The organism is Yersinia intermedia (assembly GCF_900635455.1).
Classification (GTDB): Bacteria; Pseudomonadota; Gammaproteobacteria; order Enterobacterales; family Enterobacteriaceae; genus Yersinia; species Yersinia intermedia.
Window position 1 is genome coordinate 3,938,843 of record NZ_LR134116.1, and the last position, 23,759, is coordinate 3,962,601.

Consider the following 23,759-nt stretch of genomic DNA (forward strand, 5'->3'; position numbering starts at 1 on the left):
ATTGATCAGCGAGTCAGGTCGTCAAAGAATTTCTTAACGCCATCTAAGAAGCTTTTGGAGCGGGGACTATTTTTTTCGCCCGCAGCTCCGACGAAACTCTCTTCCAGTTCGCGCAGTAGCTGTTTCTGTTTTTCGCTCAGATGGACTGGTGTCTCAACCACAACACGGCATAACAGGTCACCCTGGCTTCCGCCACGTACAGATTTAACACCCTTGCCACGCATGCGGAACAGCTTGCCGGTTTGGGTCTCCGCAGGAACTTTCAGCTTAACCCGCCCATCCAGCGTTGGGACTTCAATCTCGCCGCCCAAGGCTGCCATCGCAAAGTTAATTGGCACTTCACAATACAGGTTATTGCCTTCACGTTCGAAGATTGGGTGCGCTTTAACTTGCACCTGAACATATAAATCACCTGCTGGCGCGCCATGTTCGCCTGCTTCACCTTCGCCGCTTAAGCGAATGCGGTCACCGGTATCAACACCTGCGGGGATCTTAACCGACAGTGTTTTTGATTTTTCAACACGGCCATGCCCATGACACTTGTTGCAAGGATCTTTAATGATCTGACCATTGCCGTGACAAGTAGGACACGCCTGCTGGACGGTGAAGAACCCTTGACGCATATGTACCTGACCTGCACCACGGCAAGTCGAACAAGTGACAGGTGAACTCCCCGGCTTAGCGCCACTACCATGGCAAACATCACATTCATTCAGCGTTGGGATGCGGATTTCTTTAGTCACACCGCGCACGGCTTCTTCCAGGGTCAGATCCATGTTGTAGCGTAGATCGGAACCACGGGAAGCACGTTGACGGCGACCACCACCAAAGATATCACCGAAAACATCACCAAAAATGTCGCTAAAATCAGCACCACCGCCACCACCAAAACCGCCGCCGCCCATACCACCTTGTTCAAAGGCTGCATGACCATACTGATCGTATGCTGCACGTTTTTGTGGGTCAGTCAGAATTTCGTAAGCTTCTTTAACTTCTTTGAAATTTTCACCGGTATCGTTCTCGTCCTGATTACGGTCCGGGTGATACTTTACTGCCAGGCGTTTATAGGCCTTTTTGATTTCACGTTCATCAGCGTCTTTTTTAACGCCTAAAACCTCGTAATAATCTCTCTTCGCCATTCTCTTTTTTTCCTACCCTTAACATGCGTGCACGGGCGTAGAGTTTCCTCGACGCCCGTGCTGGTTTCCAGCAACAGTAAGGCCTACCACTGCTGTGCCCGCTTAAGGGCGATTATTTTTTGTCTTTTACTTCTTCGAATTCGGCGTCTACAACGTCGTCTTCTTTCTTAGCACTGGTGTCACCAGCATCACCGCCTGCGGCCGCTTGCTGCTGCTGAGCCATTTCCAGCAATTTGCCAGAAACTTGCACCAGAGCCTGAGTTTTCGCTTCAATTTCAGCTTTGTCTTCGCCTTTCAGAGCAGCTTCCAGCGCTTTCAAAGCATCTTCGATCGCAGTTTTGTCTTCTGCTGGCAGTTTGTCGCCGGCTTCTTCCAACTGTTTACGGGTGCCGTGAATCAGATGGTCAGCCTGGTTGCGGGTCTGAACCAGCTCTTCAAACTTACGGTCTGCTTCTGCGTTAGCTTCAGCATCACGTACCATTTTCTGGATCTCTTCCTCATTCAAACCAGAAGATGCCTTGATGGTGATCTTCTGCTCACGACCGGTATTCTTGTCTTTAGCAGACACATGCAGAATACCATCGGCGTCGATATCGAAGGTCACTTCGATTTGCGCCATACCGCGAGGAGCAGCCTGGATACCGTCCAAATTGAACTGACCCAGAGACTTGTTATCCTGAGCACGTTTACGCTCACCCTGCAGCACATGGATGGTTACCGCAGACTGGTTGTCTTCTGCAGTAGAGAACACCTGGCTGTGCTTAGTTGGGATAGTGGTGTTTTTAGTGATAAGCGGGGTCATCACACCACCCATGGTTTCAATACCCAGTGACAGTGGGGTAACGTCCAATAACAGAACGTCTTTCACTTCACCAGACAGAACACCACCCTGCACTGCTGCACCAATTGCTACAGCTTCATCTGGGTTAACGTCTTTACGTGGTTCTTTACCGAAGAAATCAGCAACTTTCTTCTGAACCATTGGCATACGAGTCTGACCACCTACCAGGATAACGTCCTGGATATCGGAAACAGACAGGCCAGCATCTTGTAAAGCCACTTTCAGTGGTTCAATAGAACGATTAACCAAATCTTCTACCAGTGACTCCAATTTAGCGCGGGTCACTTTGATATTCATGTGTTTTGGACCGCTACCATCAGCCGTGATGTACGGCAGGTTGACATCGGTCTGTTGAGCTGAAGACAGCTCGATTTTTGCTTTTTCAGCGGCTTCTTTCAGGCGCTGCATTGCCAGTGGATCGGTACGCAGATCCATACCTTGGTCTTTCTTGAATTCATCAACCAGGTAGTTGATCAGACGGCTATCAAAGTCTTCACCACCGAGGTGAGTATCACCATTGGTTGCCAGAACTTCGAAGGTTTTTTCACCGTCAACTTCGTCGATTTCGATAATAGAGATATCGAAAGTACCACCACCGAGGTCATAAACCGCGATAGTACGGTTACCAACTTCTTTGTCCAGACCGTAGGCCAGTGCCGCTGCGGTTGGTTCGTTGATAATACGTTTTACTTCCAGCCCTGCGATACGACCAGCATCTTTAGTTGCCTGACGCTGAGCATCGTTGAAGTAAGCCGGTACGGTGATAACAGCTTCAGTTACTGGTTCACCCAGAAAATCTTCCGCTGTTTTCTTCATTTTCTTCAGAACTTCAGCAGAAATTTGTGGTGGTGCAACTTTCTGGCCTTTTACTTCAACCCAAGCATCACCATTGTCGGCTGCCACGATTTTATACGGCATGATATCTTTATCACGCTGTGCTTCTTCATCCTGGAAACGACGGCCAATCAAACGTTTGATGGCAAACAGTGTGTTTTGTGGGTTAGTAATAGCCTGACGTTTAGCCGGTTGACCAACCAGAATCTCACCATCTTGGGTATAAGCGATGATAGAAGGCGTAGTGCGGTCGCCTTCGCTGTTTTCCAGCACACGAGCTTTAGTGCCATCCATAACTGCTACACAAGAGTTGGTAGTACCCAAGTCGATACCAATAATTTTACCCATCTAAAACGCCTCCACTAAAAAGTCATATTCGGTCAAGTTACTAATCTATATGTGGGCGGATTGTTTTTTTTCAACTGCCCGTATTTTGTTAATCAATGTTTTCATGCCCAATATTTTACTGATGCATGTGTCCGCTGATCCACGATTAGTCCCTGCGGTTGGGAATAAGATGGGGCCACGAAACGCAGCATCAAGGGGGCAGATGAAAAAAAATTACTTTTTATCACCCTTGAGATCATTGTTTCCAACCGCCTGGATCATTATGATGCGGCGCGCACTGAAGGAATCGACGACTTTTTGGTCATTCAGGCGCTTGATACTTATTCGGATAATTATCCATTTTTTAGCATTCTGTTAATTGCAGAGGACTTATGAACACCACCAAGTTGGCAAATCCTGGCCCGTTAGGCCTGATGGGTTTTGGGATGACAACCGTCTTGCTCAACCTACACAATGCAGGTTTCTTCCCCCTGACCTCTGTTATTTTGAGTATGGGGATTTTTTACGGCGGTCTGGCACAAATTCTGGCAGGTATGCTGGAGTATAAAAAAGGCAATACCTTCGCCGCAACCGCATTTACCTCCTACGGCGCATTCTGGCTAAGTTTGGTTGGCTTGCTGATGTTGCCTAAAATGGGTCTGGCAGAAGCAACTGATGCACAATTCCTCGGCGTTTATTTAGGTCTTTGGGGCATCTTCACCCTGTTTATGTTCTTCGGCACCTTGCCTGCTAACCGCGCCTTACAATTTGTTTTTGGTAGCTTAACAGTACTGTTTGCTCTACTGGCAGTGGGTAACTTTACTGGTAACCATTCGCTGCTGGTCTTTGCGGGCTTCGAAGGCATTATCTGTGGTGCCAGTGCAATCTATTTGGCAATGGCTGAAGTGTTGAACGAACAATATGGCCGCACCGTGCTGCCAATTGGCGAACCGACTCAAACTTTGACAGCACGACATGTAGTTTAATTACAGTTCACGTAGGAAGTTTAAATTTAACTCCCCCTGACTATTCATGTTCAGGGGTTTTTTATGTTTATTTATCACGTCTAAAAAAATAGATTATTTGATTAAAATTAATATTACAAAATAATTAAATAGAAGAATAAAAATTGATAAAGTAAATAAAAAACAAATCATATAACATCAAGTCGAGGTAAGTAATATTAAATATTCCAATTAATAGACTTAAGGGATAGCCCATGAAAATAGTCACAAAACTATTGATAAGCGCTATATTAATGATATCAGAATCCGTCTATTCAAGTGAGGCGAAAGTCTGTTTTTATGAACTGGCAGATTTTAGTGGGGAATCATTTTGCGCAGCAGAGAATGAATCAATGTCTGCTTATAATGATGAATTCAATAATAAAATAGAATCAATTTCGGTTCCGCTGGGCATGATTGTAACCCTTTATGATGATATTGATCTTTCTGGTAGAAAAATAACATTAAAGAATGATATTAATCTACAGCAACTAAAATCATCAGGGTTTTATAAAAAGATAAACTCATATCAAATAGCACCGGCAATCTGTTTTTATACAGAAGATGAGTTTCAAGGAGACAGTACTTGTTTAGCATCTAATCAACAAATAGATTTTTATCACGATATAGAAGCCATCATTGAGTCTAACAGAGAAGTACTACCTATTCATAATGATAGTATTCAATCCATCACAATACCCAAAGGAATGATAGCAACAATCTACAGGAATGATAATTTCAATGCCCCTTTTTTTAAGTTAACCGAAAGCATTACTGATAATAGCCTAAAAGCACTGGAAATGAGTGATGCAATCACTAGCATCAAGGTGGCAGAAATAAAAGGTCTTAATTGTGATCAGCAATGTGTCATTATAAATAGCCATACCATAAAACTTGCTGATGTATTTAAAGAATACTGGAGTGATGAACGCCTGAAGAATAAGCAAGTTTTATTGGTTTTTAATACTATGAATTTAGGCGAAGGTGATAATTATGTTCTTTCGCTATTTAACGATGCCACTATTAACATTAATAATAGTAGAGTTGAATTCTATAACGAAAAAATGAACACTAAGTTTTATTTTGAACATTATGATCGCAGCGACAACCTATCTTTCATTATACAAATGAAAAAAGATATTGCACAAGTACAGTACATTCAAACATTGAGAAATAACTTAGTAAATATATCCCCAATCATTTTCTTTGATTGGGATAATGGCATTAGTGCAATTCCAGAGATAGTAATAACTAACTACAATAAAGATAAACCTTTAGTTATCGCAAAAACCATACTTACCGCTGATACAGGAGATAAAGATTGGGAAAAAAGAGATTTAGGACAAACAAGTAAGATACTCTGTGCGTTTACTCCTTTTTTAAATATTTATAATTATATTATTCGAGGTAAATGCCAACAATTGAATAGCATTGTATTCAGTGCAGATGATTTTTTTAACCATAATACAAAAGGAAAAACATTACATATTGCCGGAAACAGTTCCCCACTAAAACCAAAGTCCGCCAAAGAAGAAGAGTTACAGATGCCTGATGAGGTCGATAACTACATGACATTAACTTATATAGATAGCAGTCAACGGAAGCAATCTCTCAGTCTCCCGGCGGTAGCTAAAACCTGCATGGTTTCGCTCCACTCTTTATTTAACTCTCGTCCAATACGTCAAATAAGGCCCCATTGTATTGATTGGACATTGGAGATTATGACTGACTTTACCTTGTTATTTGGCAATAGTTTAGAAACCTGGAATACTGCATTTTTTGGTCAATTAGTCGATTCAATAATAAGGACAGGAAGTACCGGCGTTGCCGTAGAAAATCAAGCAGTAGAAAATAGGCTAATCCAAGCTATAAAAGAAAAAGTAACCGATAGAACCACTAATAATGCCTTTGCTGATATTAAAACCGCTTTTGATTATGCTCAGCTTAGTTATATATCTTTCAGCGTTTTTTATTCATCTAATGAATCACCATCACAGGTGGAGCTATTACCATTAGGCATTTATGAGTTGTTATTAGAGACTTTCGTCTTTAGACCGACGACTCCAATAATCATTTCACAAGGTGAACTCGTCGAGCAACCTGAATTGGAATTCGAAATAGAAGTGCTGCCAACACCGACACCAGAGGAAGAAGAAAAACTTTCAAGTGTAGCAGTGAGTAATGCCAAAGCGATGCGGAAAAAACTGAAAGAAACCATTACTCACTGGGAACAGCAGTATGACCGAAGTTACCCCGCTCAAGCCGCCAATGCAGATGCAGCTACAGATGAAATGAATGATGCCCGCATAAAACTGCTGCGCGCTGGAAATATTGTGACGGGTATTATCAATCGAAGACTCTCTCTTCATCGCCCCGGTGAAATATATGTAATTGTTAAACTGCGAGGAAGAGTTATCGCGATAGTACTTGCTGACCGTTTTAATAACCTAGATGAAGTTGAACTGGTCGCATCTGCAACCCTGCCAGACTATGTCTTATTTCCTGACCGAGAAGGAACCGTAAGAGGCGCGGGCACGGCGGCAGTCAGAGAACTGGGCCGATATTTACAACAACAGGGTGCTCGCACATTGTACTCTCAAGTCATTTCTCAACCTTCGGCCCGCGTCAAACAGAAGGTCGGTTTTAATTTTAAGAATGAATTTTAAATTATACCGGGCAAATAATAGCCCATAAAGTTATGGGCTATTTCCTGGCAGGGAGATTTATTTAATCCCCCACGGACTCAGCCAGAGCTTTCTTTGGCAGAGGCACTTTAACATCGCTATTAATATCATTACGCAGATAAATCCCCAACAGCACCCCTACCAGCGATAACAACAGCATGTAATAGGCCGGGGCCATTGGTGTCATCTTCATTAATAGGGTCACCACAATCGGTGTCAGACCACCAAAAATGGCATAGGCCACATTGTAAGAGAAGGATATACCGGTAAAACGAACCTCTGCCGGGAATGCACGTACCATCACATAAGGTACCGCACCGACGATGCCGACACAGAATCCAGCCATCATATAATGCGTAAAGAGCTGGGTTGGATCAGTCAAATTAGTGTGGTAGAACGACCATGTGGATGCCGCCAACATCAGGCTGCCAACGATAAAGGTTTTACTGGCACCAAAGCGGTCAATGACCAGCCCGGCAATCACGCAGCCACACACCAGCGCGACAATCGCCAAACTATTGGCCTGCAATGCCAGCGCGGGCAGTACACCGAACTGCTTTTGTAAATACGTCGGGGTCATCAGGATAACTACTACGATCCCGGCAGAGAGCAACCAGGTCAGCAACATGCAAACAAACACTTCTTTCTTATGGTTAACCACGACAGATTTCAGTGGCAACTCATCGGCTAAAGTTTTACGTGCCTGCATCTCTTTAAAGATAGGTGTTTCTTGCAACCAACGGCGCAGATACATCGCGAACAGACCAAAAATTCCCCCCAGGAAGAATGGCACCCGCCAACCACCGGCTAAGATGGCTTGAGGACTTAAGACAGTATTCATAGCGGTAGCCACCAGCGACCCCAGCAAGATCCCCGCAGTCAAACCGGCCGTTAACGTACCACAGGCAATCCCGATGCGCCGACGCGGTACATGTTCAGCCACGAAAACCCATGCTCCGGGGACTTCACCGCCAATTGCCGCACCTTGTAACACGCGCATCAAGAGCAGCAGTAATGGGGCCGCGATACCAATCGAAGCATAAGTCGGCAACATACCGATCGCCAACGTAGGTAAGGCCATTAACAGAATACTGAGAGTAAACATTTTCTTACGGCCAACCAGGTCGCCAAAATGCGCCATGATGATACCGCCCAATGGGCGAGCCAGATAACCGGCCGCAAAAATGCCGAATGTCTGCACCTGGCGCAGCCACTCAGGCATATCTACCGGGAAGAAAAGATCGCCGATAACCGCAGCAAAGAAGACGAAAATAATGAAATCATAAAATTCCAAAGCGCCCCCTAATGCAGCCAGAGTGAGCGTTTTATAATCTTGCTTATTCAATCGACGGTTAGAATTATGCTCTTGAGCAACATGAGGTTGAGATAAGTCGACTTGAGATGAATTGTGTTCTTGAGACATATGACACCGTAATAAACCAGAGTTGGGGAAGAAAAATATTTTCAGCTTTTTGTAAAGTTAATAGGACTATACCGTACAAAATTCCCCACACGGTTAGAATGGTGCCTTATGTTGTAAAAAATTTTAATTTAGTTTTTTATATCGATAATGGCATTCTTCGGGCGAAAAGCCGCTACCACTTCAGCATTGGTCTCTATATAAGGCCCATCCAGTAGTTGAATGCAATAAGGCACACTGGCAAAGATACCGGCGACGACCACTTTTGATTCAGCATCTTTAACCCCTTCAAGGGTTTCTTTGATAGATTTAGGTTGCCCCGGTAAGTTGATAATCAATGCTTGCTTACGGATAACCCCTACCTGACGGGATAAAATAGCAGTGGGAACGAAATGCAAGCTAATTTGGCGCATTTGTTCGCCAAAACCAGGCATCTGCCGATCCGCGATTGCCAGCGTGGCATCAGGGGTAACATCACGTCTTGCCGGGCCGGTACCGCCAGTGGTCAGCACCAAGTGGCAGCCCATTTCATCGACTAACTCACACAATGTCTGCTCAATCAGAGTTTGCTCATCGGGGATAAGGCGAGTTTCTATTTCAAAAGGGGTGGTTAACGCACTTGCCAGCCACTCTTCCAGTGCCGGAATGCCTTTGTCTTGATATACCCCACTCGATGCCCGATCAGAGACGGAGACTAAACCTATACGTAATGTATTCATACAACTACCTCGACGAAATGCCTGTTATCCAGGGCGAATAATAGCATATCCAACGTAATTAGCGTGGGGGCAGGCGCGCAAACCTGTCTGGTTAACGGGCAATAAAAAAGGCGGCTTACGCCACCTTTTATCTGACACACAACTCGAATTACAGCAGGTCAGAGATCATTTTCTCAAGTTTGCCTTGGTCGATAGCAAACTTACGGATACCGTCAGCCAGTTTATCGATAGCCATAGGGTCCTGATTGTGCTGCCAGTAGAACTCAGCTTCGGTCAGTGGCGCAGGCTTCGCCTGAACTTCACCGGTATAAGCGAGTTTACGCTCGATTGGGCCTTCGCTTTCTGCCAGTTCTTTCAGCAGAGAAGGTGCGATAGTCAGGCGATCACAACCGGCCAGCTCAATGATTTCGCCCAGATTACGGAAACTTGCGCCCATCACCACGGTGCTATAACCGTGTTTTTTGTAATACTGGTAAATCTCGGTAACTGAAACAACACCTGGATCTTCGTGTGGCGCGAACTCTTTTTTATCGCCATTGGCTTTGTACCAGTCAAGAATACGGCCAACAAACGGTGAAATCAGGAACACACCCGCTTCAGCACAAGCACGCGCCTGAGCGAAGGAGAACAACAGAGTCAGGTTACAGTTAATGCCTTCTTTTTCCAGTTGTTCCGCAGCGCGGATACCCTGCCAGGTCGAGGCCAATTTGATCAGAATACGATCATTGCTGATGCCTGCTTCGTTATACAGTTTAATCAGGCGCTTGGCTTTTGCCACACTGGCAACGGTGTCATAGGAAAGACGGGCATCAACTTCGGTAGAAATGCGCCCTGGGATCAGTTTCAGAATTTCCAAACCAATATTTACAGCCAATTTGTCAGTGGCATCAACAATCTGCTGAGCATGGTCACTGCTTTGTTCGCGCGCCCAGGCAATGGCTTCATCGATCAGTTTGCGATATTCAGGAATTTGAGCCGCATTCAGAATAAGTGATGGGTTAGTGGTTGCATCTTGCGGCTGGTACAGCTTCATTGCCGCGATATCCCCGGTATCTGCTACTACAGTGGTAATTTGACGTAGGGAAGTAAGTTTATCGGTCATGTTGTCGTTTCTCGTCGTTTGTGCATGAACTTTTGGCATGTCAAAACTGTTCATTTCCTAAAGAACGCATTTTCTCAAGAATCTGTTTTCTTAAGCTGCTTTCTGCTCTTTCGAAATGTTAGCCATTTCGCAATAGTGGCTATCTGGACGCACTGCCTTGTCTTGATAATAACATGCGTAAGCCTTGGTGCAAGGCAGTTAAACTGATTAAAAAAAGCGCAAACCCACGCTTTTCGCTTAGCAACCGTTTTCGCCGTTCAAAACAGCCAGAAACCGGTTGGTTAATAGCAATTTCGTCCATTCTTATCGTGCTGAGACGATTTAGCTTAGCGCTATCATCTCTGACAACCCTACAACTTTGGGTATGATGGGGATACCTATCTTAGCAATTGCCCAATCTTCTTTTTGCTGACCTCTGCTTTTTGCTACAGTGTCTTATTTAAATATACCCTAAATAATTCGCGTGGCAGCCAACGCACATGCCGCTTGAAGTATGATGGGTATTAACAGGATGTCTCGTTATGCTTATTATTATCTCTCCGGCTAAAACCCTTGATTATCAAAGTCCATTAGCGACCAATAAGTTTACTCAGCCTGAAATGTTGGATAAGTCACAAGCACTTATTGAGATTTGTCGTGAGCTGACGCCAGCCCAAATCAGCAGTCTGATGGGGATTAGCGACAAGTTGGCCGGTTTAAATGCCGCCCGCTTTAGCGACTGGCAGCCTGATTTTACCCCAGACAATGCACGTCAGGCGATTTTGGCTTTTAAAGGTGATGTCTATACCGGTATGCAAGCACAGGATTTCAGCGTCGCCGATTTTGATTTTGCGCAAAAGCATTTGCGCATGCTTTCTGGCTTGTACGGCCTGTTACGCCCGCTGGATTTAATGCAACCTTACCGTCTGGAAATGGGGATTAAGCTGGCTAATCCGCGCGGCAAAGATCTCTATTCGTTTTGGGGTGACCAGATAACTGAAAAACTGAATCAGGCATTGGAGCAACAAGGTGATAATGTACTGATTAATCTGGCCTCTGATGAATATTTTAAAGCGGTTAAACCGGCCAAGCTGGCAGGCTCACTGATTAAACCGGTCTTTTTGGATGAGAAGAACGGCAAATACAAAATCATCAGTTTCTATGCCAAGAAAGCCCGTGGCCTGATGAGCCGCTTTATCATCCAGAATAAGTTAACCAAACCAGAACAACTGGTTGATTTCAATCTGGAAGGTTATGAGTTTGATGCCGGGCTGTCGGCGAAAAATGAACTGGTGTTTAAGCGCGCTGAACAGCACTAATCTTATTGATTACAGCTTCTAACCGGTAAATTTAAAAGGACTACCCACCCTTTTAAATTTGGCGAGCGAAGGGTTTAACGCACCTAGGGGCACTCCGATGGCTTACGCCATTACGACCCCAACGGCACGCTTCCCCTTCGTTCTACTTCTTTACAGATGGTTACCAGTTATTTCGGCAAAGCCATCAAGAAAGCCCGCAATTGCGCAAAATCGGCTGGCAAATCGTGAGACAGCAATGGCAGTTGCGCCCGAACAGCCAGTGGTTTTGGCAACGGGAGTTCCTGGCCGAGGATCTCTTCTACGCTCTCTTTGAATTTCGCCGGATGAGCGGTACCGATGAACAACCCAAACTCGCCGTCCTGCAACTGATCACGCAAGACACGATACGCAATCGCCGCATGAGGTTCAGAAATATAACCCAGCTCTGCCAGCTCACGCATGGTCTCTTTGGTCACTTCATCACTCACCGCACCGTGGCCTAAATCCTTCAACTGCCAGATTTTACGGCGATATAACTCTTCAACGCGTGGCCAGTTGTTCGGCTGGCTGACATCCATTGCATTCGAGAGTGTCGCAACAGTAGGTTTTGGCTGCCACTGGCCGTTAACCAAGAAGCGCGGCACAGTGTCGTTGGCGTTGGTGGCGGCAATAAAGCGCTTAACCGGCAAACCTAATGACTTCGCTAACAGCCCGGCGGTCAAATCACCAAAGTTACCACTGGGCACCGAGATAACCAGTTGATTACGTGCTTCTTGTGGCAACTGGGCTACCGCTTCAAAGTAATAGCAGATTTGTGCCAATAAACGGCTGATGTTGATCGAGTTGGCGGAGTTAAGGCTCAGTTCCTGCTTCAGCTCTTCATCATCAAAGGCCTGTTTCACCAAGGCCTGGCAGGCATCAAAATCGCCCTCAATTGCCACGGTGTGGATATTACCCCCTAACGTGCAGAACAGTTTTTCCTGCAATGGACTGATTTTGCCTCGTGGGTAGAGGATAACCACACGCACGTTTTTCAGACCATAGAATGCATGAGCCACCGCCGCCCCTGTGTCACCGGAAGTCGCCGTTAAGATTGTCACCGGCTGATCACCCGCCACTTCAGCTAACATTTGCGCCATAAAACGCGCGCCGAAATCTTTAAACGCGAGTGTCGGGCCGTGGAACAGCTCCAGTGCAGCGATATCATTCTCAACCTGAGCCACGGGTGCCGGGAACTCAAATGCCGCCTGAACGCGTTTGGTTAAAGTTTCAGGGGCAATTTCACTGCCAATAAAAGCAGACAGGATACGGCTACTGCGCGTCACAAAATCCAGATCCAGCAGTCTATCAATCTCTGTCAGTTCAAATTCTGGTAATTCCAGTGGGAAGAACAACCCCTGATGCTTACCCAGGCCTTGTTTGATCGCTTGCGCGAAGCTGACCTGCTCGTTGTGATCTTTAAGGTTATACAGTTTCATGTGTTATCCCAGTAGTCGTGCGCCTGCGGTATCCAGACGGCAAATATGAACAAAACCTTCGTCGTTTTGCAGGTAATTCTTTTGTAGCCAGCCCGCCATGCGCTGCGCGGTTTCATGGTCATTGCAGACGGCAAACAGCGTCGGGCCAGAACCGGAAATACCACAAGCCAATGCACCAATATCATGTGCGGCTTGGCGGGCGGCGGCAAAGCCTGGCAACAGTTGGGTGCGGTAAGGCTCGGCGATGACATCTTTCATCATCTGAGCGGCCAGACTAGGTTGTTGAGTGTGGCAAGCGTGGATGAATCCAGCCAAATTACGCCCATGAGCGATACAATCCTGACGGCGATATTGCGCCGGTAAAATGGCGCGCGCTTCGGCGGTTGAGACCTTAATGCCCGGATATGCCATCACCCACAGCCAGTCATCAAAGCCGGGGACGTTCTGACTTACATAGCCTTCCTGTTCGAGGATCAACTGCATCCCACCCAGGTAACAAGGTGCAACATTATCATAATGCACACTGCCAGAAACACGCCCTTCCAGCTCACCCATCATGCCCAACAGCCTGACTTTATCCAGTGGGTTGCCGCAGAACGCGTTCATCGCCATCAGACCAGCAACCACCGAACAAGCGCTGGAACCCAGCCCTGAACCAATCGGCATGTTCTTTTCCAGCACCATTGCTACTGGGATCTGTTTGCCCATTTCCTGACAAAAACGCTCCCAGCATTGATAAACAATATTCTCTTTCGGGTCATCAGGCAGTTTGCTAACAAAGCGGCCTTCATTGCGCAGACTGAAACTGTCTGCCGCCGTCACACTGACACAATCGCCAAGCAAGGTGCCATCTACCGGCGAAACCGCTGCGCCCAAGACATCAAACCCAACGCTGACATTGCCAATCGATGCCGGAGCATAGATCTTAACCATATTTAAACTCCCAACTTCCATGATAATGTGCGTAAAAGATCGGCGAATACCCCGGCAGCAGTCACGTCATTACCCGCACCGTATCCGCGCAGCACCAACGGAATAGGTTGATAATAATGGGTATAGAAGGCCAAGGCATTCTCACCATTTTTAACTTTATACAGCGGGTCGTTACCGTCAACAGCATCCATTCTGACGATACAACGCCCTTCTTCGATAACCCCAACATAACGCAGCACTTTGCCCTGCTCTGCCGCATCTGCCACCAAACGGGTAAACTCGGCATCCAGTGACGGCAAACGCGCCAGGAAGGTATCTACATCACCAGAAGCATCAAAACTGGCTGGCAGAACGGATTCAACTTCAATATCCGTCAACTCAAGTTTGTAACCTGCTTCACGGGCCAAGATCAACAATTTACGCGCAACATCCATGCCAGAGAGGTCATCGCGTGGGTCAGGTTCGGTGTATCCCATCTCCCTGGCTTGCAAGGTTGCCTGTGACAATGTCATGCCTTCATCCAGCTTGCCGAAGATAAAGGATAGCGACCCCGAAAGGATGCCAGAGAAACGCATCAATTCGTCACCGGCATTGAGCAAATTCTGTAAGTTTTCGATTACCGGTAAACCCGCCCCCACGTTGGTGTCATACAGGAATTTGCGACAAGATTTCGCCGCTGCTGTACGCATCTGACGGTAGTAATTCATCGATGAGGTGTTGGCTTTCTTGTTTGGTGTCACAACATGGAAACCATCAGCCAGGAAATCAGCATATTGATCGGCAACAGCCTGACTGGAAGTACAATCGACAATCACCGGGTTAAGCAAGTGATACTCTTTTACCAAACGAATCAGGCGGCTTAAGTTAAATGGCTCTTTCACTTCCGCCAGTTCATGACGCCAGTTATCCAACGCAATGCCATGGACATTGGTCAGCATGGCTTTGGAATTAGCGATACCGCACACACGCAGATCGATATGGCGCTGTTTCAACCACGGTTGCTGGCGGTAGATTTGTTCGATTAGTGCCCCGCCGACACCGCCGACGCCTATCACAAACACTTCAATCACTTGGTCAGTGTTAAACAGCATCTGATGGCAGACACGCACACCGGTGGTAACCGCATCATTACTCACCACCACCGAAATAGAGCGCTCAGATGAGCCTTGCGCAATCGCAATGATATTAATATTGGCACGCGCCAACGCCGAGAAGAAGCGAGCGGAGATGCCACGCAATGTGCGCATACCATCACCCACCACGGAGATAATCGCCAGATGCTCCATCACATCGAGTGGTTCCAGGAGGCCATCTTTCAATTCCAGATAGAACTCATCTTCCAATGCTCTACGAGCGCGGTCTAGCTCCCCTTGCGGCACACAAAAGCTAATGCTGTATTCAGAAGAAGACTGGGTGATAAGTACCACTGAAATGCCGCTGCGTGACATCACAGCAAAAACACGGGCAGCCATACCGACCATGCCTTTCATCCCCGGACCTGAGACGTTAATCATCGCCATGTTATTCAGGTTGGTGATACCTTTGACCGGGAAGCCATCATCACTGCTTTCCCCGCCAATCAGGGTGCCCGGTGCCTGTGGATTAGAGGTATTTTTAATCAGGCAAGGGATCTGGAACTGGGCAATGGGGGCGATAGTGCGGGGGTGAAGGACGGAAGCGCCAAAATAGGAAAGCTCCATCGCCTCTTGATATGACATCGATTTCAGTAAACGGGCATCAGGTACAGTACGCGGGTCACAAGTATAAACCCCATCAACATCCGTCCAGATCTCACAACAATCCGCGCGTAAACAAGCAGCCAGCACTGCGGCTGAATAGTCGGAGCCATTACGCCCCAGTACCACTAACTCACCTTTATCGTTACCGGCAGTGAAACCGGCCATCAGGATGATGTGGTTGGCCGGAATGCTGCTCGATCCGATACGGCGAGTAGATTCCGTGATATCTACAGTGGATTCGAGGTAATGGCCTTGAGCCAGCAACTTCTCGACCGGATTAATCACAGTAACCTGATAACCTTTCGCCTGGAATAGCGCTTCCATGATGGCGATGGAGAGTTTTTCGCCACGGCAAATGATTGACGCGTTGATGCTATCCGGGCACTGGCCGAGCAATGAGATGCCATGCAGGACATGTTTGAGTTGCGCAAACTCATGTGCCACCAGTGCTTTCAAGCGCTCATAGTCAAACCCCGGCTGAGTATCAGCCAAACCGCGCAACAGGTCGGAAAAAATCCGCTCCGCGTCGCTGATATTTGGCGAGATGTCTTGCCCGGCGACCATTTTGTCGATCATCGCAACCAGATGATTGGTAATTTTAGCGGGAGCGGATAACACTGTAGCCACTTGTCCCTGACGTGCATTACTTTCGATGATATCGGCAACACGCATAAAGCGTTCTGCATTCGCTACTGATGTCCCGCCAAATTTCAGCACTCGCATTTCTGGTTCTCTCCCGCTTTCGCGCTTTTTTATCGCAAACTTTTTTGCAAAGATTTGATTGAAAAAAAAAGCCCGCACTGTCTAGGTGCGGGCTTTTTTCTGTTGTTTCCTGTACGCGTCAGCCCGCCCCGTAACCTGTGGTTTCGGTGGTGGTAATAATTGTTGTATTCAGGCTGATGTATCGCATGTTGTCTGTCTGTCTCATAAATAATGAAGCTGTCCCTCTATTGGTTAAAGCAATCGCCTCCTCAAGTCAAATTTTTTCATCCAACGGCCTAAAAAAACACGCCTAACGACAATGGGTAATCTACTCATTCAATGGGGGTTATCAGCAGATACCAATAAAAATTCAATCAAGAAACCAGATAATAAATCTGGGATATTCGCTTTAATCAATACTATCTACTTTAAAGTTTTTTTTTAGCTAAATGACTGAAAAGCCACCAGCAGGTAATTGTTTGGATCTCGATAATGAAATCCGCTTGAAGACACTAAATAGCAAATGAAGGGTCATTGATTCGCCCAAATGAGGTAAAAAACAACAAATATGAAAAGTTTCCCCCATTTCTTTACATTTGACTAACATTGACGATAATTCCTCTTATGCTTTTAGCCAAAATACGCCGCTGACAAGAAAAACCATCCACTGACTGTAATGGCGGAAGAATATTGATTTTAAACAATAAAAATCAATAGATTAGAAAAATCTTTTTTTTGTTACGTTTGACATTCAATTTTTAATATTAATAACACTGAATCGATCACATAATTTAACCAACTTTCGCTTAAGCTGGTATTCTTGTAAGTCTTTTTCACAAAAGTGTTAACGTGCTACAATTGAATTTGATATATGTCAACAAAGCGTAGTTTTGTTGGGTGGTAGATTCGGCTCACACTGTTATATTGCTGTTAATAGGGTTAGGATATGCGCCGCTTTTGTCACCTTTGGGGCTGTAGGGAGTACCACCCCGACCAAGCTAATGATGTTGTTGACGTTGATGGAAAGTGCATCAAGAACGCGTTTACGTACTTTAGTCATGTGATGAACGGGATGACGAGTAATAAGTCAATAAAAATCCTAGTATAACAAAGACTTCTGTACTTCCTATTTCTATTTTGTTGGCAATTTTAGGTAGCAAACATGCAGACCCCGCACATTCTGATCGTAGAAGACGAGATAGTTACTCGTAACACCCTGAAGAGCATTTTCGAGGCGGAAGGCTATGTAGTTCATGAGGCCAATGATGGCGCAGAAATGCACCACATTCTGTCTGAGAATGATATCAACTTAGTTATCATGGACATCAATCTGCCGGGCAAGAATGGCCTGCTGCTAGCACGAGAACTTCGTGAACAAGCAAGTGTTGCCCTAATGTTCCTGACAGGTCGTGATAACGAAGTAGATAAGATCCTTGGCTTGGAAATTGGCGCAGATGATTACATCACCAAACCTTTCAACCCGCGTGAATTAACCATTCGGGCACGTAACTTACTGTCACGCACCATGAATTTGGGTAGCGTGGGTGAAGAGCGCCGCTTGGTTGAGAGCTATAAATTTAATGGCTGGGAGCTGGATATCAATAGCCGCTCACTGATAAGCCCTGCTGGCGAGCATTATAAGCTGCCACGTAGTGAGTTCCGCGCCATGCTGCACTTCTGTGAAAACCCAGGCAAGATTCAATCCCGTGGCGAATTGTTGAAGAAAATGACAGGCCGTGAGCTGAAGCCTCATGACCGTACCGTTGATGTGACTATCCGCCGCATTCGTAAACATTTTGAATCCACGCCGGACACACCAGAAATCATCGCCACAATCCATGGTGAAGGTTACCGTTTCTGTGGTGACTTGGAAGAGTAAACCTCTGCCTGCTCTCTACAGTAAAAAGCCAGCATTTCTATGCTGGCTTTTTTATATCTATCAAATAGTTACCACGGCATAATCGGAACGGCGCTGATCGCATTTTTCGGCGAACCATCGATGACTCTATCGGAATAGGTCAGATAGATTAAGGCATTACGCTTTTGATCGTAGAAACGCACCACCTGTAGCTTTTTAAACACCAATGAGGTCCGCTTTTGAAAAACCACTGAACCTTCAGATTTTTTATTCTTAATTTTATCGCTTAGCTCAATCGGCCCCACTTGTTGGCAGGAAATCGCGGCATCAGAAGTATCTTCCGCCAACCCCAATCCACCTTTGATACCCCCGGTTTTAGCACGGCTGATATAACAAGTTACATTTTTAACATCAGGGTCATCGAAGGCTTCAACCACGATTTTATGATCTGGCCCCAGTAGTTTAAAGACCGTATCGACTGAGCCAATTTCCTCTGCATGAGCAGTTATTGCCCCAAACGAAAGTAGACAACCAATAAATATCCACTTCTTTTTCATACACTTACTCCATTCCGTTGAATAACGTTATTCAACGTTAACTATTTGTACTAAAAATAAAATACCCGATAAAAAGCTATTTTATAAATCTTAGGCTCTTTTTTAACACACTATGCCATGAAATTCTTAAGCAGTCGGGAACATAAAAAGTTGCTACTATTCGCCAGAGCTATTCTTTTCATATGACTAATACCCTAAATTTAAGCCGCTTTACGAGGAAGATCTATGGATCAAGCCAGTATCATTCGTGATTTGCTTAGCTGGCTAGAAAGTCATTTAGACCAGCCTTTAGCACTGGACAATGTTGCTGCCAAAGCTGGCTATTCTAAATGGCATTTGCAGCGAATGTTCAAGGATGTCACCGGAAATGCTATCGGTGCTTATATCCGTGCCAGAAGGTTATCTAAAGCCGCTGTAGCGTTACGATTAACCAGTCGCCCCATTCTGGACATCGCCCTGCAATATCGCTTTGATTCGCAGCAAACCTTTACCCGGGCGTTTAAAAAACAATTTGCGCAAACACCGGCGCTGTACCGTCGGGCAGAAGATTGGCACTCGGCAGGGATTTGTCCACCGATTCGGCTGGGGACATATACGTTACCTCAACCTGAATTCATCACCTTGCCTGAACAGCACCTGATTGGCGTGACACAAAGCTACTCTTGTACGCTTGAGCAGATAACAACTCACCGTACTGAATTGCGTTTGCATTTTTGGCAACAATATCTCGGTGATGCCGATCACCTGCCGCCGGTACTCTATGGCTTACATCACTCTCGCCCTAATCAGGAGAAGGATGACGAGCAAGAGATTTTCTATACCACGGCCATTGAGCCGCAGCATGTTCCGGGTAATGTGCCAGAAGGGCAACCGGTTATCTTGCAGGGTGGTGAGTACGTGCAGTTCAACTATGAGGGGCCGCTGGAGGGATTGCAAAACTTCATCCTGACACTCTATGGCACCTGTCTGCCGCAATTAGAGCTAACTCGCCGCCAAGGATACGATATAGAGCGCTTCTTCCCGCAGGGGAGGCCGAAAGACGGGCCTCCAACCTCGCTGAAATGTGAATATCTCATTCCTATCCGTTGTTAACGCTGTAGCTCATCAAGTGCTGGCATATCCAAGTGAGCGGTATCGCCAGCACTTTCAATAACCCACCCAGAGGCCAGCCAAGGGCTTTCTTGATAATCAACTCGTGATAGCGAACAGTTGCGCAAACGCAAACGCCGTTCAGCATGCGCAGGCAAACCCAGTAATGTACTCAACAAACATCCCAGCGCCATACCATGGCTAACTAACAGCGGCTTGCTGCCGGCTGGCAACTTCAGACAGCTATTCAGCGCCGCATGCATACGGCTACCCAGTTCAGTCATCGACTCACCTTCAGGAATACGCCCGCCCTCGGTACCATTAACCATCTGCTTACGCCATTGTTCTTCTTCCACCGATAAGCTCTCAATGGGGCGCGCTTCCAACACACCCATATTCAGCTCACGCAGGCGTGCGTCTGTCACCATGGTTAGCCCACAAGCATCAGCAATAATTTTAGCTGTCTGCTGAGTGCGGCCAAGGTCGCTGGTAATAATATGGGTGATGCCCTGATTGCTAACCCGTTGCGCGACCAAATTGGCCTGACGGATACCGATGTCGGTCAGAGGACTGTCTGATTGGCCCTGAATGCGGCGTGAGGCGTTCCAGAGGGTTTCACCGTGACGCACGAGATATACCTGTAACATGTCGTTTTTCCGTTATACTGCGTAAAATAGGCACAAAAACTATTACTTTAGATAACCCCAAAGACGTTGGAGCAGCCGGTAGACAGCGACTTCAAGTACCAAGGGAATAGGATACCAGACTCATTATGTACCATGTTGTTGCCGCAACTACCAACCCTGCAAAGATTAAGGCTATCACGCTCGCGTTCGATGATGTTTATGGCCCCGGTCACTATCGTATTGAAGGCGTTAATGTCGATAGCGGTGTTCCCCTGCAACCCATCGGCAGTATTGAGACACGCACAGGTGCCAGGCAGCGGGTAAGCAACGCACGTAAGATTCGCCCTGAGGCTGATTTTTGGGTTGGGGTTGAAGCCGGTATTGAAGATAATATGACCTTTGCCTGGATGGTAATTGAACACTTACAGTTACGGGGAGAATCCCGTTCTGCCAGCTTAATGCTGCCCGATATTATATTGCATGGGATTCGCCAAGGCCGTGAGCTAGGCGACGAAATGGCAGTTTTAACTGGCATTGCGAATGTTAAGCATCAGGGTGGTGCCATCGGCATTTTTACCGACGGTAAATTGACTCGTAGCAGTGTTTATCACCAGGCACTGCTGTTAGCGCTAGTACCATTTCACAACGAAATATATCAGCGCCCAGCAAGCAATACCCTATAGATTTCAACGTGCAGGAAGGCGGCCAACACACCTGCAATTTGAAAGATGACGGGTTATTTTTTGTTTGTCAGCAATTGGGCCTCAAGCCAGCTTTTGAGCTGTGGTGGGGCCATTTTCAAACTATTAGAACCACGAGTGATGGTCGCGATACCGGCACCTAACTGATTTCTCAGTTCACGCTGACTTAATTCCCCACGCATTAACTCCTCGATAATACGTACCCGAGTCCCCAGAGCCGTGCGTTCGTCCGGTGTTAGCAGCAATTGCAGCAAGGGCAAATGCAGGTCTTGCGCAATAGCGTTTTCCAACAGCCCAACAAAGCTCAGCCAGTGCTGATTATCTTCAGGGGATAACGCCGGATCTGGCGCAGAAGATGTATTTACCGAGTTGTGGATATTAGGCATGTTTTTTTCGTCAGCCGACAGATCATCGGTCAATCGTAATTTTGTCATGATAGATACCCAAGGTACTATTTAACTAGTACGAGAGCATACCATAACGTCAGACATAGCCAAAGGACTTGGCGTTGCGTTGCTGCCAGTAAACAGCCTGCAACGCCAAGGTAGTAAGCGCCGCTAACACCGCCCAGAACGGGAGTATCCTCAAAGTCATTGGTGTTGCGGCAAGGCAGCAAGAGAGCAAACCCCGATGAGCTTACACAAGTAAGTGATTCGGGTACGCGAGCGCCGCCCAGAACGGGAATATCCTCAAAGTCATTGGCGTTGTGGCAAGGCAGCAAGCGAGCAAACCCCGATGAGCTTACACAAGTAAGTGATTCGGGTGCGCGAGCGCCGCTAACACCGCCACAGCGTCAAGGACGAAGAGGATCAGTAACGCCGCTGCCACTCGGCATCACTCAACACCTTAGCTGGGCGATTCATAAAGTGCCGATAAAAGGCATCGTATGCCAACACATTCTTCACGTAGCCACGGGTTTCAGAGAATGGAATGCTCTCGATAAAGGCTACTGCATCCACTTGCCCGCCACTGTTACCTAGCCAGGTATTCACTCGCGATGGGCCGGCGTTATAGGCGGCGCTGGATAAGATACGGTTGCGCCCGAACTGTTGGTAAACCTCTTCCAGATAACTGGTGCCGATCTCAATGTTTGTGAGCGGATCCAGCAATTGGCTGCTATTGACATACCCACTGATATTATTGAGTTTTACTGTGTGTTCAGCGGTTCGCGGCATCACCTGCATTAACCCTGCAGCCCCTACTGGTGACTGTGCTTTCGGGTTCCAGGCACTTTCCTGACGGGCAATGGCCATAGCATAACTTGGGGTTATCCCTTTGCCTTCTGTCGCCTGACGGAACTCCTTTGGCCATGCCAGCGGGAAGCGTTCTTCCAGATGATCCCACAATTTGGCAACGATGGTCGCCTGTACGCTTAAGTCCGCCCACTTCTGGTTAAATGCGTAGCGTGCCAGTGCTTCCTGTTCCGGCTTGCTGCGGCTGGCAACCAGATAGCTCCACTCGTTACGGGCCAAATTATCCATATTCCAGTACATCAACTCACGCACCCGGATAATTTCCGGCCGCTGTGCCAACGATGCATCCGGTTTGGTCGCTACCTCAACATTAATGGGATATGGAACCCCCAACTTTTGGGCCGCAACCATGGGGTAAAAGCCACGTTCCTGCATCAGGCTACGCAGGATAGCTTCACCCTCAGTTTTTTTACCTTGCTCCAATAATAGCGATGCACGCCAATAGCGCCATTCATCCTTATCTTGCGCATCGGCCGGTAAGCGAGCCAACCAGGTCGCTACCCCTTGACGATCGCCGCTGCCCAGAGACATACGAATACGGCGCTCCAGCAAGGAAGTTGAATGGCTACGCAGAGTGACTTGATCCCGCCATTTGGCCTGATCATAAGTCGCATCTGTCCCCATCAAACGCCAGGCAACCGCCTCTTCCAGCTCCAGTTTTTCGCTGTCACTCATTTTTTGTAGCCGTGCAAGGATTGGAATCATTGCACGTGCATTTTCTACGTCCTGGCGCGCCAGGCGGGTAAAAGCAATGGTGGTAGCAGAGCGGGTAAAATCGGTCGGCCCGACAGTACGGGCGAAGTTTTCAACACTGGCCGGGTCACTTTGCAGTTTCGCCAGTGCCGTACCCATAGTCTGATAATCCGCTGGCAGTTGTTTGAGTAAATAACTCACTAAACTGGCATTGCCTTCTTTCAAGGCCAACTTCATCCGTGCCAGCGTTGCCAGAGGAGTTTGATGCCCAGCTTGTTGCCAGACACTGAATAATTTAGTGCAACTGCCTGGAAGTGTCTGGCCGTTTAGCCAAATTTCACTCGCGCCATCCCAGGCTACCTGCTGTTCGCCAGTAGCCCATTTGGCATAGTAATAGTTGCAACGGGCAGCAACCGGCTTCGGTGCTGTCGGGCTGAATGCCAATAACCCACGCCAATCTTCCCGGCGGGCTAATTCATTAACAAAACGAGATGGCAGCGAACGTGCTGGCGGCAAGGTTGGATTACGGCTAAGGAAATCGTTCACTTGCGCCGCGCTCACCTGGCTCAGGTCTTGCGTTAACTGGCGGTACTCCAGATACGGGTACAGGGGATAATCGCGCAACGTGGGCATCAGTTGTATCACTGTGTCCATCTGATTGCTGTCCCAGGCCAGTTTAACTTGCTGATAGCGTTGCCGTTGGGCATCAATAGAGTCAGCGAATGCCGCTCCTGAAGTCGTCACCAGACACACGCCAATCGCCAGATATCGCCACTTGTCCAT

At 47.0% G+C, this 23,759-nt stretch carries 20 protein-coding genes and 1 other annotated feature; of the genes, 6 read left to right on the plus strand and 14 right to left on the minus strand.

Annotated features, from left to right (window positions below):
- Positions 1-5: 5 nt before the first annotated feature.
- Both dnaJ and dnaK read right to left on the minus strand, forming a co-directional pair.
- The gene (dnaJ, locus tag EL015_RS18035; protein WP_005192454.1) at positions 6-1,139 is read right to left on the minus strand and encodes a molecular chaperone DnaJ; all 1,134 of its coding nucleotides are present in this window, start codon (positions 1,137-1,139) and stop codon (positions 6-8) included.
- Positions 1,140-1,251: 112 nt separating this feature from the next.
- The gene (gene dnaK, locus EL015_RS18040) at positions 1,252-3,162 is read right to left on the minus strand and encodes a molecular chaperone DnaK (RefSeq protein ID WP_005192452.1); all 1,911 of its coding nucleotides are present in this window, start codon (positions 3,160-3,162) and stop codon (positions 1,252-1,254) included.
- Positions 3,163-3,533: 371 nt separating this feature from the next.
- On the opposite strand from dnaK, the gene satP reads away from it, so the two are divergent.
- Together satP and EL015_RS18050 are read left to right on the plus strand one after the other, a co-directional pair.
- The gene (satP, locus tag EL015_RS18045) at positions 3,534-4,127 is read left to right on the plus strand and encodes an acetate uptake transporter (protein ID WP_005192450.1); all 594 of its coding nucleotides are present in this window, start codon (positions 3,534-3,536) and stop codon (positions 4,125-4,127) included.
- A gap of 233 nt (positions 4,128-4,360) precedes the next feature.
- A complete protein-coding gene (locus EL015_RS18050; RefSeq protein ID WP_032907912.1) occupies positions 4,361-6,811 on the plus strand; it encodes a peptidase inhibitor family I36 protein in 2,451 nt (816 codons plus the stop codon).
- Positions 6,812-6,872: 61 nt separating this feature from the next.
- Here the strand turns inward: EL015_RS18050 and EL015_RS18055 are convergent, their stop codons facing one another.
- The 3 genes from EL015_RS18055 to tal all read right to left on the minus strand — a co-directional run bounded on the left by EL015_RS18055 (position 6,873) and on the right by tal (position 10,070).
- Entirely contained in the window at positions 6,873-8,252 is a 1,380-nt protein-coding gene (locus EL015_RS18055; RefSeq protein WP_032907911.1) for an MFS transporter, read from the minus strand.
- A gap of 128 nt (positions 8,253-8,380) precedes the next feature.
- Complete coding sequence (mog, locus tag EL015_RS18060; RefSeq protein WP_005192441.1) at positions 8,381-8,968, minus strand: molybdopterin adenylyltransferase; 588 nt, start codon at positions 8,966-8,968, stop codon at positions 8,381-8,383.
- Positions 8,969-9,116: 148 nt separating this feature from the next.
- Positions 9,117-10,070 carry a transaldolase gene (tal, locus tag EL015_RS18065; RefSeq protein WP_005192439.1) on the minus strand — a complete coding sequence of 318 codons (954 nt, stop codon included), beginning with the start codon at positions 10,068-10,070 and terminating at the stop codon, positions 9,117-9,119.
- A 521-nt stretch (positions 10,071-10,591) separates the two neighbouring features.
- Between tal and yaaA the strand changes: the two genes are divergently transcribed.
- A complete protein-coding gene (yaaA, locus tag EL015_RS18070) occupies positions 10,592-11,368 on the plus strand; it encodes a peroxide stress protein YaaA (RefSeq protein WP_005192437.1) in 777 nt (258 codons plus the stop codon).
- Between the two features lie 167 nt (positions 11,369-11,535).
- On the opposite strand, the gene thrC is transcribed toward yaaA, so the two are convergent.
- The 5 genes from thrC to yjjY all read right to left on the minus strand — a co-directional run bounded on the left by thrC (position 11,536) and on the right by yjjY (position 17,259).
- The gene (thrC, locus tag EL015_RS18075) at positions 11,536-12,825 is read right to left on the minus strand and encodes a threonine synthase (protein ID WP_005192436.1); all 1,290 of its coding nucleotides are present in this window, start codon (positions 12,823-12,825) and stop codon (positions 11,536-11,538) included.
- A gap of 3 nt (positions 12,826-12,828) precedes the next feature.
- Entirely contained in the window at positions 12,829-13,758 is a 930-nt protein-coding gene (thrB, locus tag EL015_RS18080) for a homoserine kinase (RefSeq protein ID WP_005192434.1), read from the minus strand.
- Between the two features lie 2 nt (positions 13,759-13,760).
- Positions 13,761-16,220: a bifunctional aspartate kinase/homoserine dehydrogenase I gene (thrA, locus tag EL015_RS18085; RefSeq protein ID WP_005192432.1), complete on the minus strand. Its 2,460-nt coding sequence runs from the start codon at positions 16,218-16,220 to the stop codon at positions 13,761-13,763.
- 61 nt (positions 16,221-16,281) lie between these two features.
- Positions 16,282-16,400 (minus strand) — a sequence feature (Thr leader region).
- Positions 16,339-16,425 (minus strand): thr operon leader peptide, encoded by an 87-nt coding sequence (thrL, locus tag EL015_RS18090; RefSeq protein ID WP_011055790.1) that lies wholly within the window; start codon positions 16,423-16,425, stop codon positions 16,339-16,341. Its footprint overlaps the feature before it by 62 nt.
- 693 nt (positions 16,426-17,118) lie before the next feature.
- Positions 17,119-17,259: a YjjY family protein gene (yjjY, locus tag EL015_RS21975; protein WP_032907909.1), complete on the minus strand. Its 141-nt coding sequence runs from the start codon at positions 17,257-17,259 to the stop codon at positions 17,119-17,121.
- Positions 17,260-17,361: 102 nt separating this feature from the next.
- Between yjjY and arcA the strand changes: the two genes are divergently transcribed.
- Complete coding sequence (gene arcA, locus EL015_RS18095; RefSeq protein ID WP_004706052.1) at positions 17,362-18,078, plus strand: two-component system response regulator ArcA; 717 nt, start codon at positions 17,362-17,364, stop codon at positions 18,076-18,078.
- A 68-nt stretch (positions 18,079-18,146) separates the two neighbouring features.
- Here the strand turns inward: arcA and creA are convergent, their stop codons facing one another.
- A complete protein-coding gene (gene creA, locus EL015_RS18100; protein WP_005192426.1) occupies positions 18,147-18,614 on the minus strand; it encodes a protein CreA in 468 nt (155 codons plus the stop codon).
- Positions 18,615-18,839: 225 nt separating this feature from the next.
- Here creA and robA point away from each other — a divergent pair, with 225 nt between their 5' ends.
- Positions 18,840-19,706 (plus strand): MDR efflux pump AcrAB transcriptional activator RobA, encoded by an 867-nt coding sequence (gene robA, locus EL015_RS18105; RefSeq protein ID WP_032907907.1) that lies wholly within the window; start codon positions 18,840-18,842, stop codon positions 19,704-19,706.
- Here robA and gpmB read toward each other — a convergent pair.
- A complete protein-coding gene (gene gpmB, locus EL015_RS18110; protein WP_032907906.1) occupies positions 19,703-20,350 on the minus strand; it encodes a 2,3-diphosphoglycerate-dependent phosphoglycerate mutase GpmB in 648 nt (215 codons plus the stop codon). The genes robA and gpmB overlap by 4 nt on opposite strands.
- 125 nt (positions 20,351-20,475) lie before the next feature.
- Here gpmB and yjjX point away from each other — a divergent pair, with 125 nt between their 5' ends.
- Positions 20,476-21,012 (plus strand): inosine/xanthosine triphosphatase, encoded by a 537-nt coding sequence (gene yjjX / locus EL015_RS18115; protein ID WP_005192421.1) that lies wholly within the window; start codon positions 20,476-20,478, stop codon positions 21,010-21,012.
- Between the two features lie 53 nt (positions 21,013-21,065).
- On the opposite strand, the gene trpR is transcribed toward yjjX, so the two are convergent.
- Together trpR and sltY are read right to left on the minus strand one after the other, a co-directional pair.
- Positions 21,066-21,464: a trp operon repressor gene (gene trpR, locus EL015_RS18120; protein WP_005192419.1), complete on the minus strand. Its 399-nt coding sequence runs from the start codon at positions 21,462-21,464 to the stop codon at positions 21,066-21,068.
- Between the two features lie 375 nt (positions 21,465-21,839).
- Positions 21,840-23,759, minus strand: a complete 1,920-nt coding sequence (sltY, locus tag EL015_RS18125) for a murein transglycosylase (RefSeq protein ID WP_053011761.1) — start codon at positions 23,757-23,759, stop codon at positions 21,840-21,842.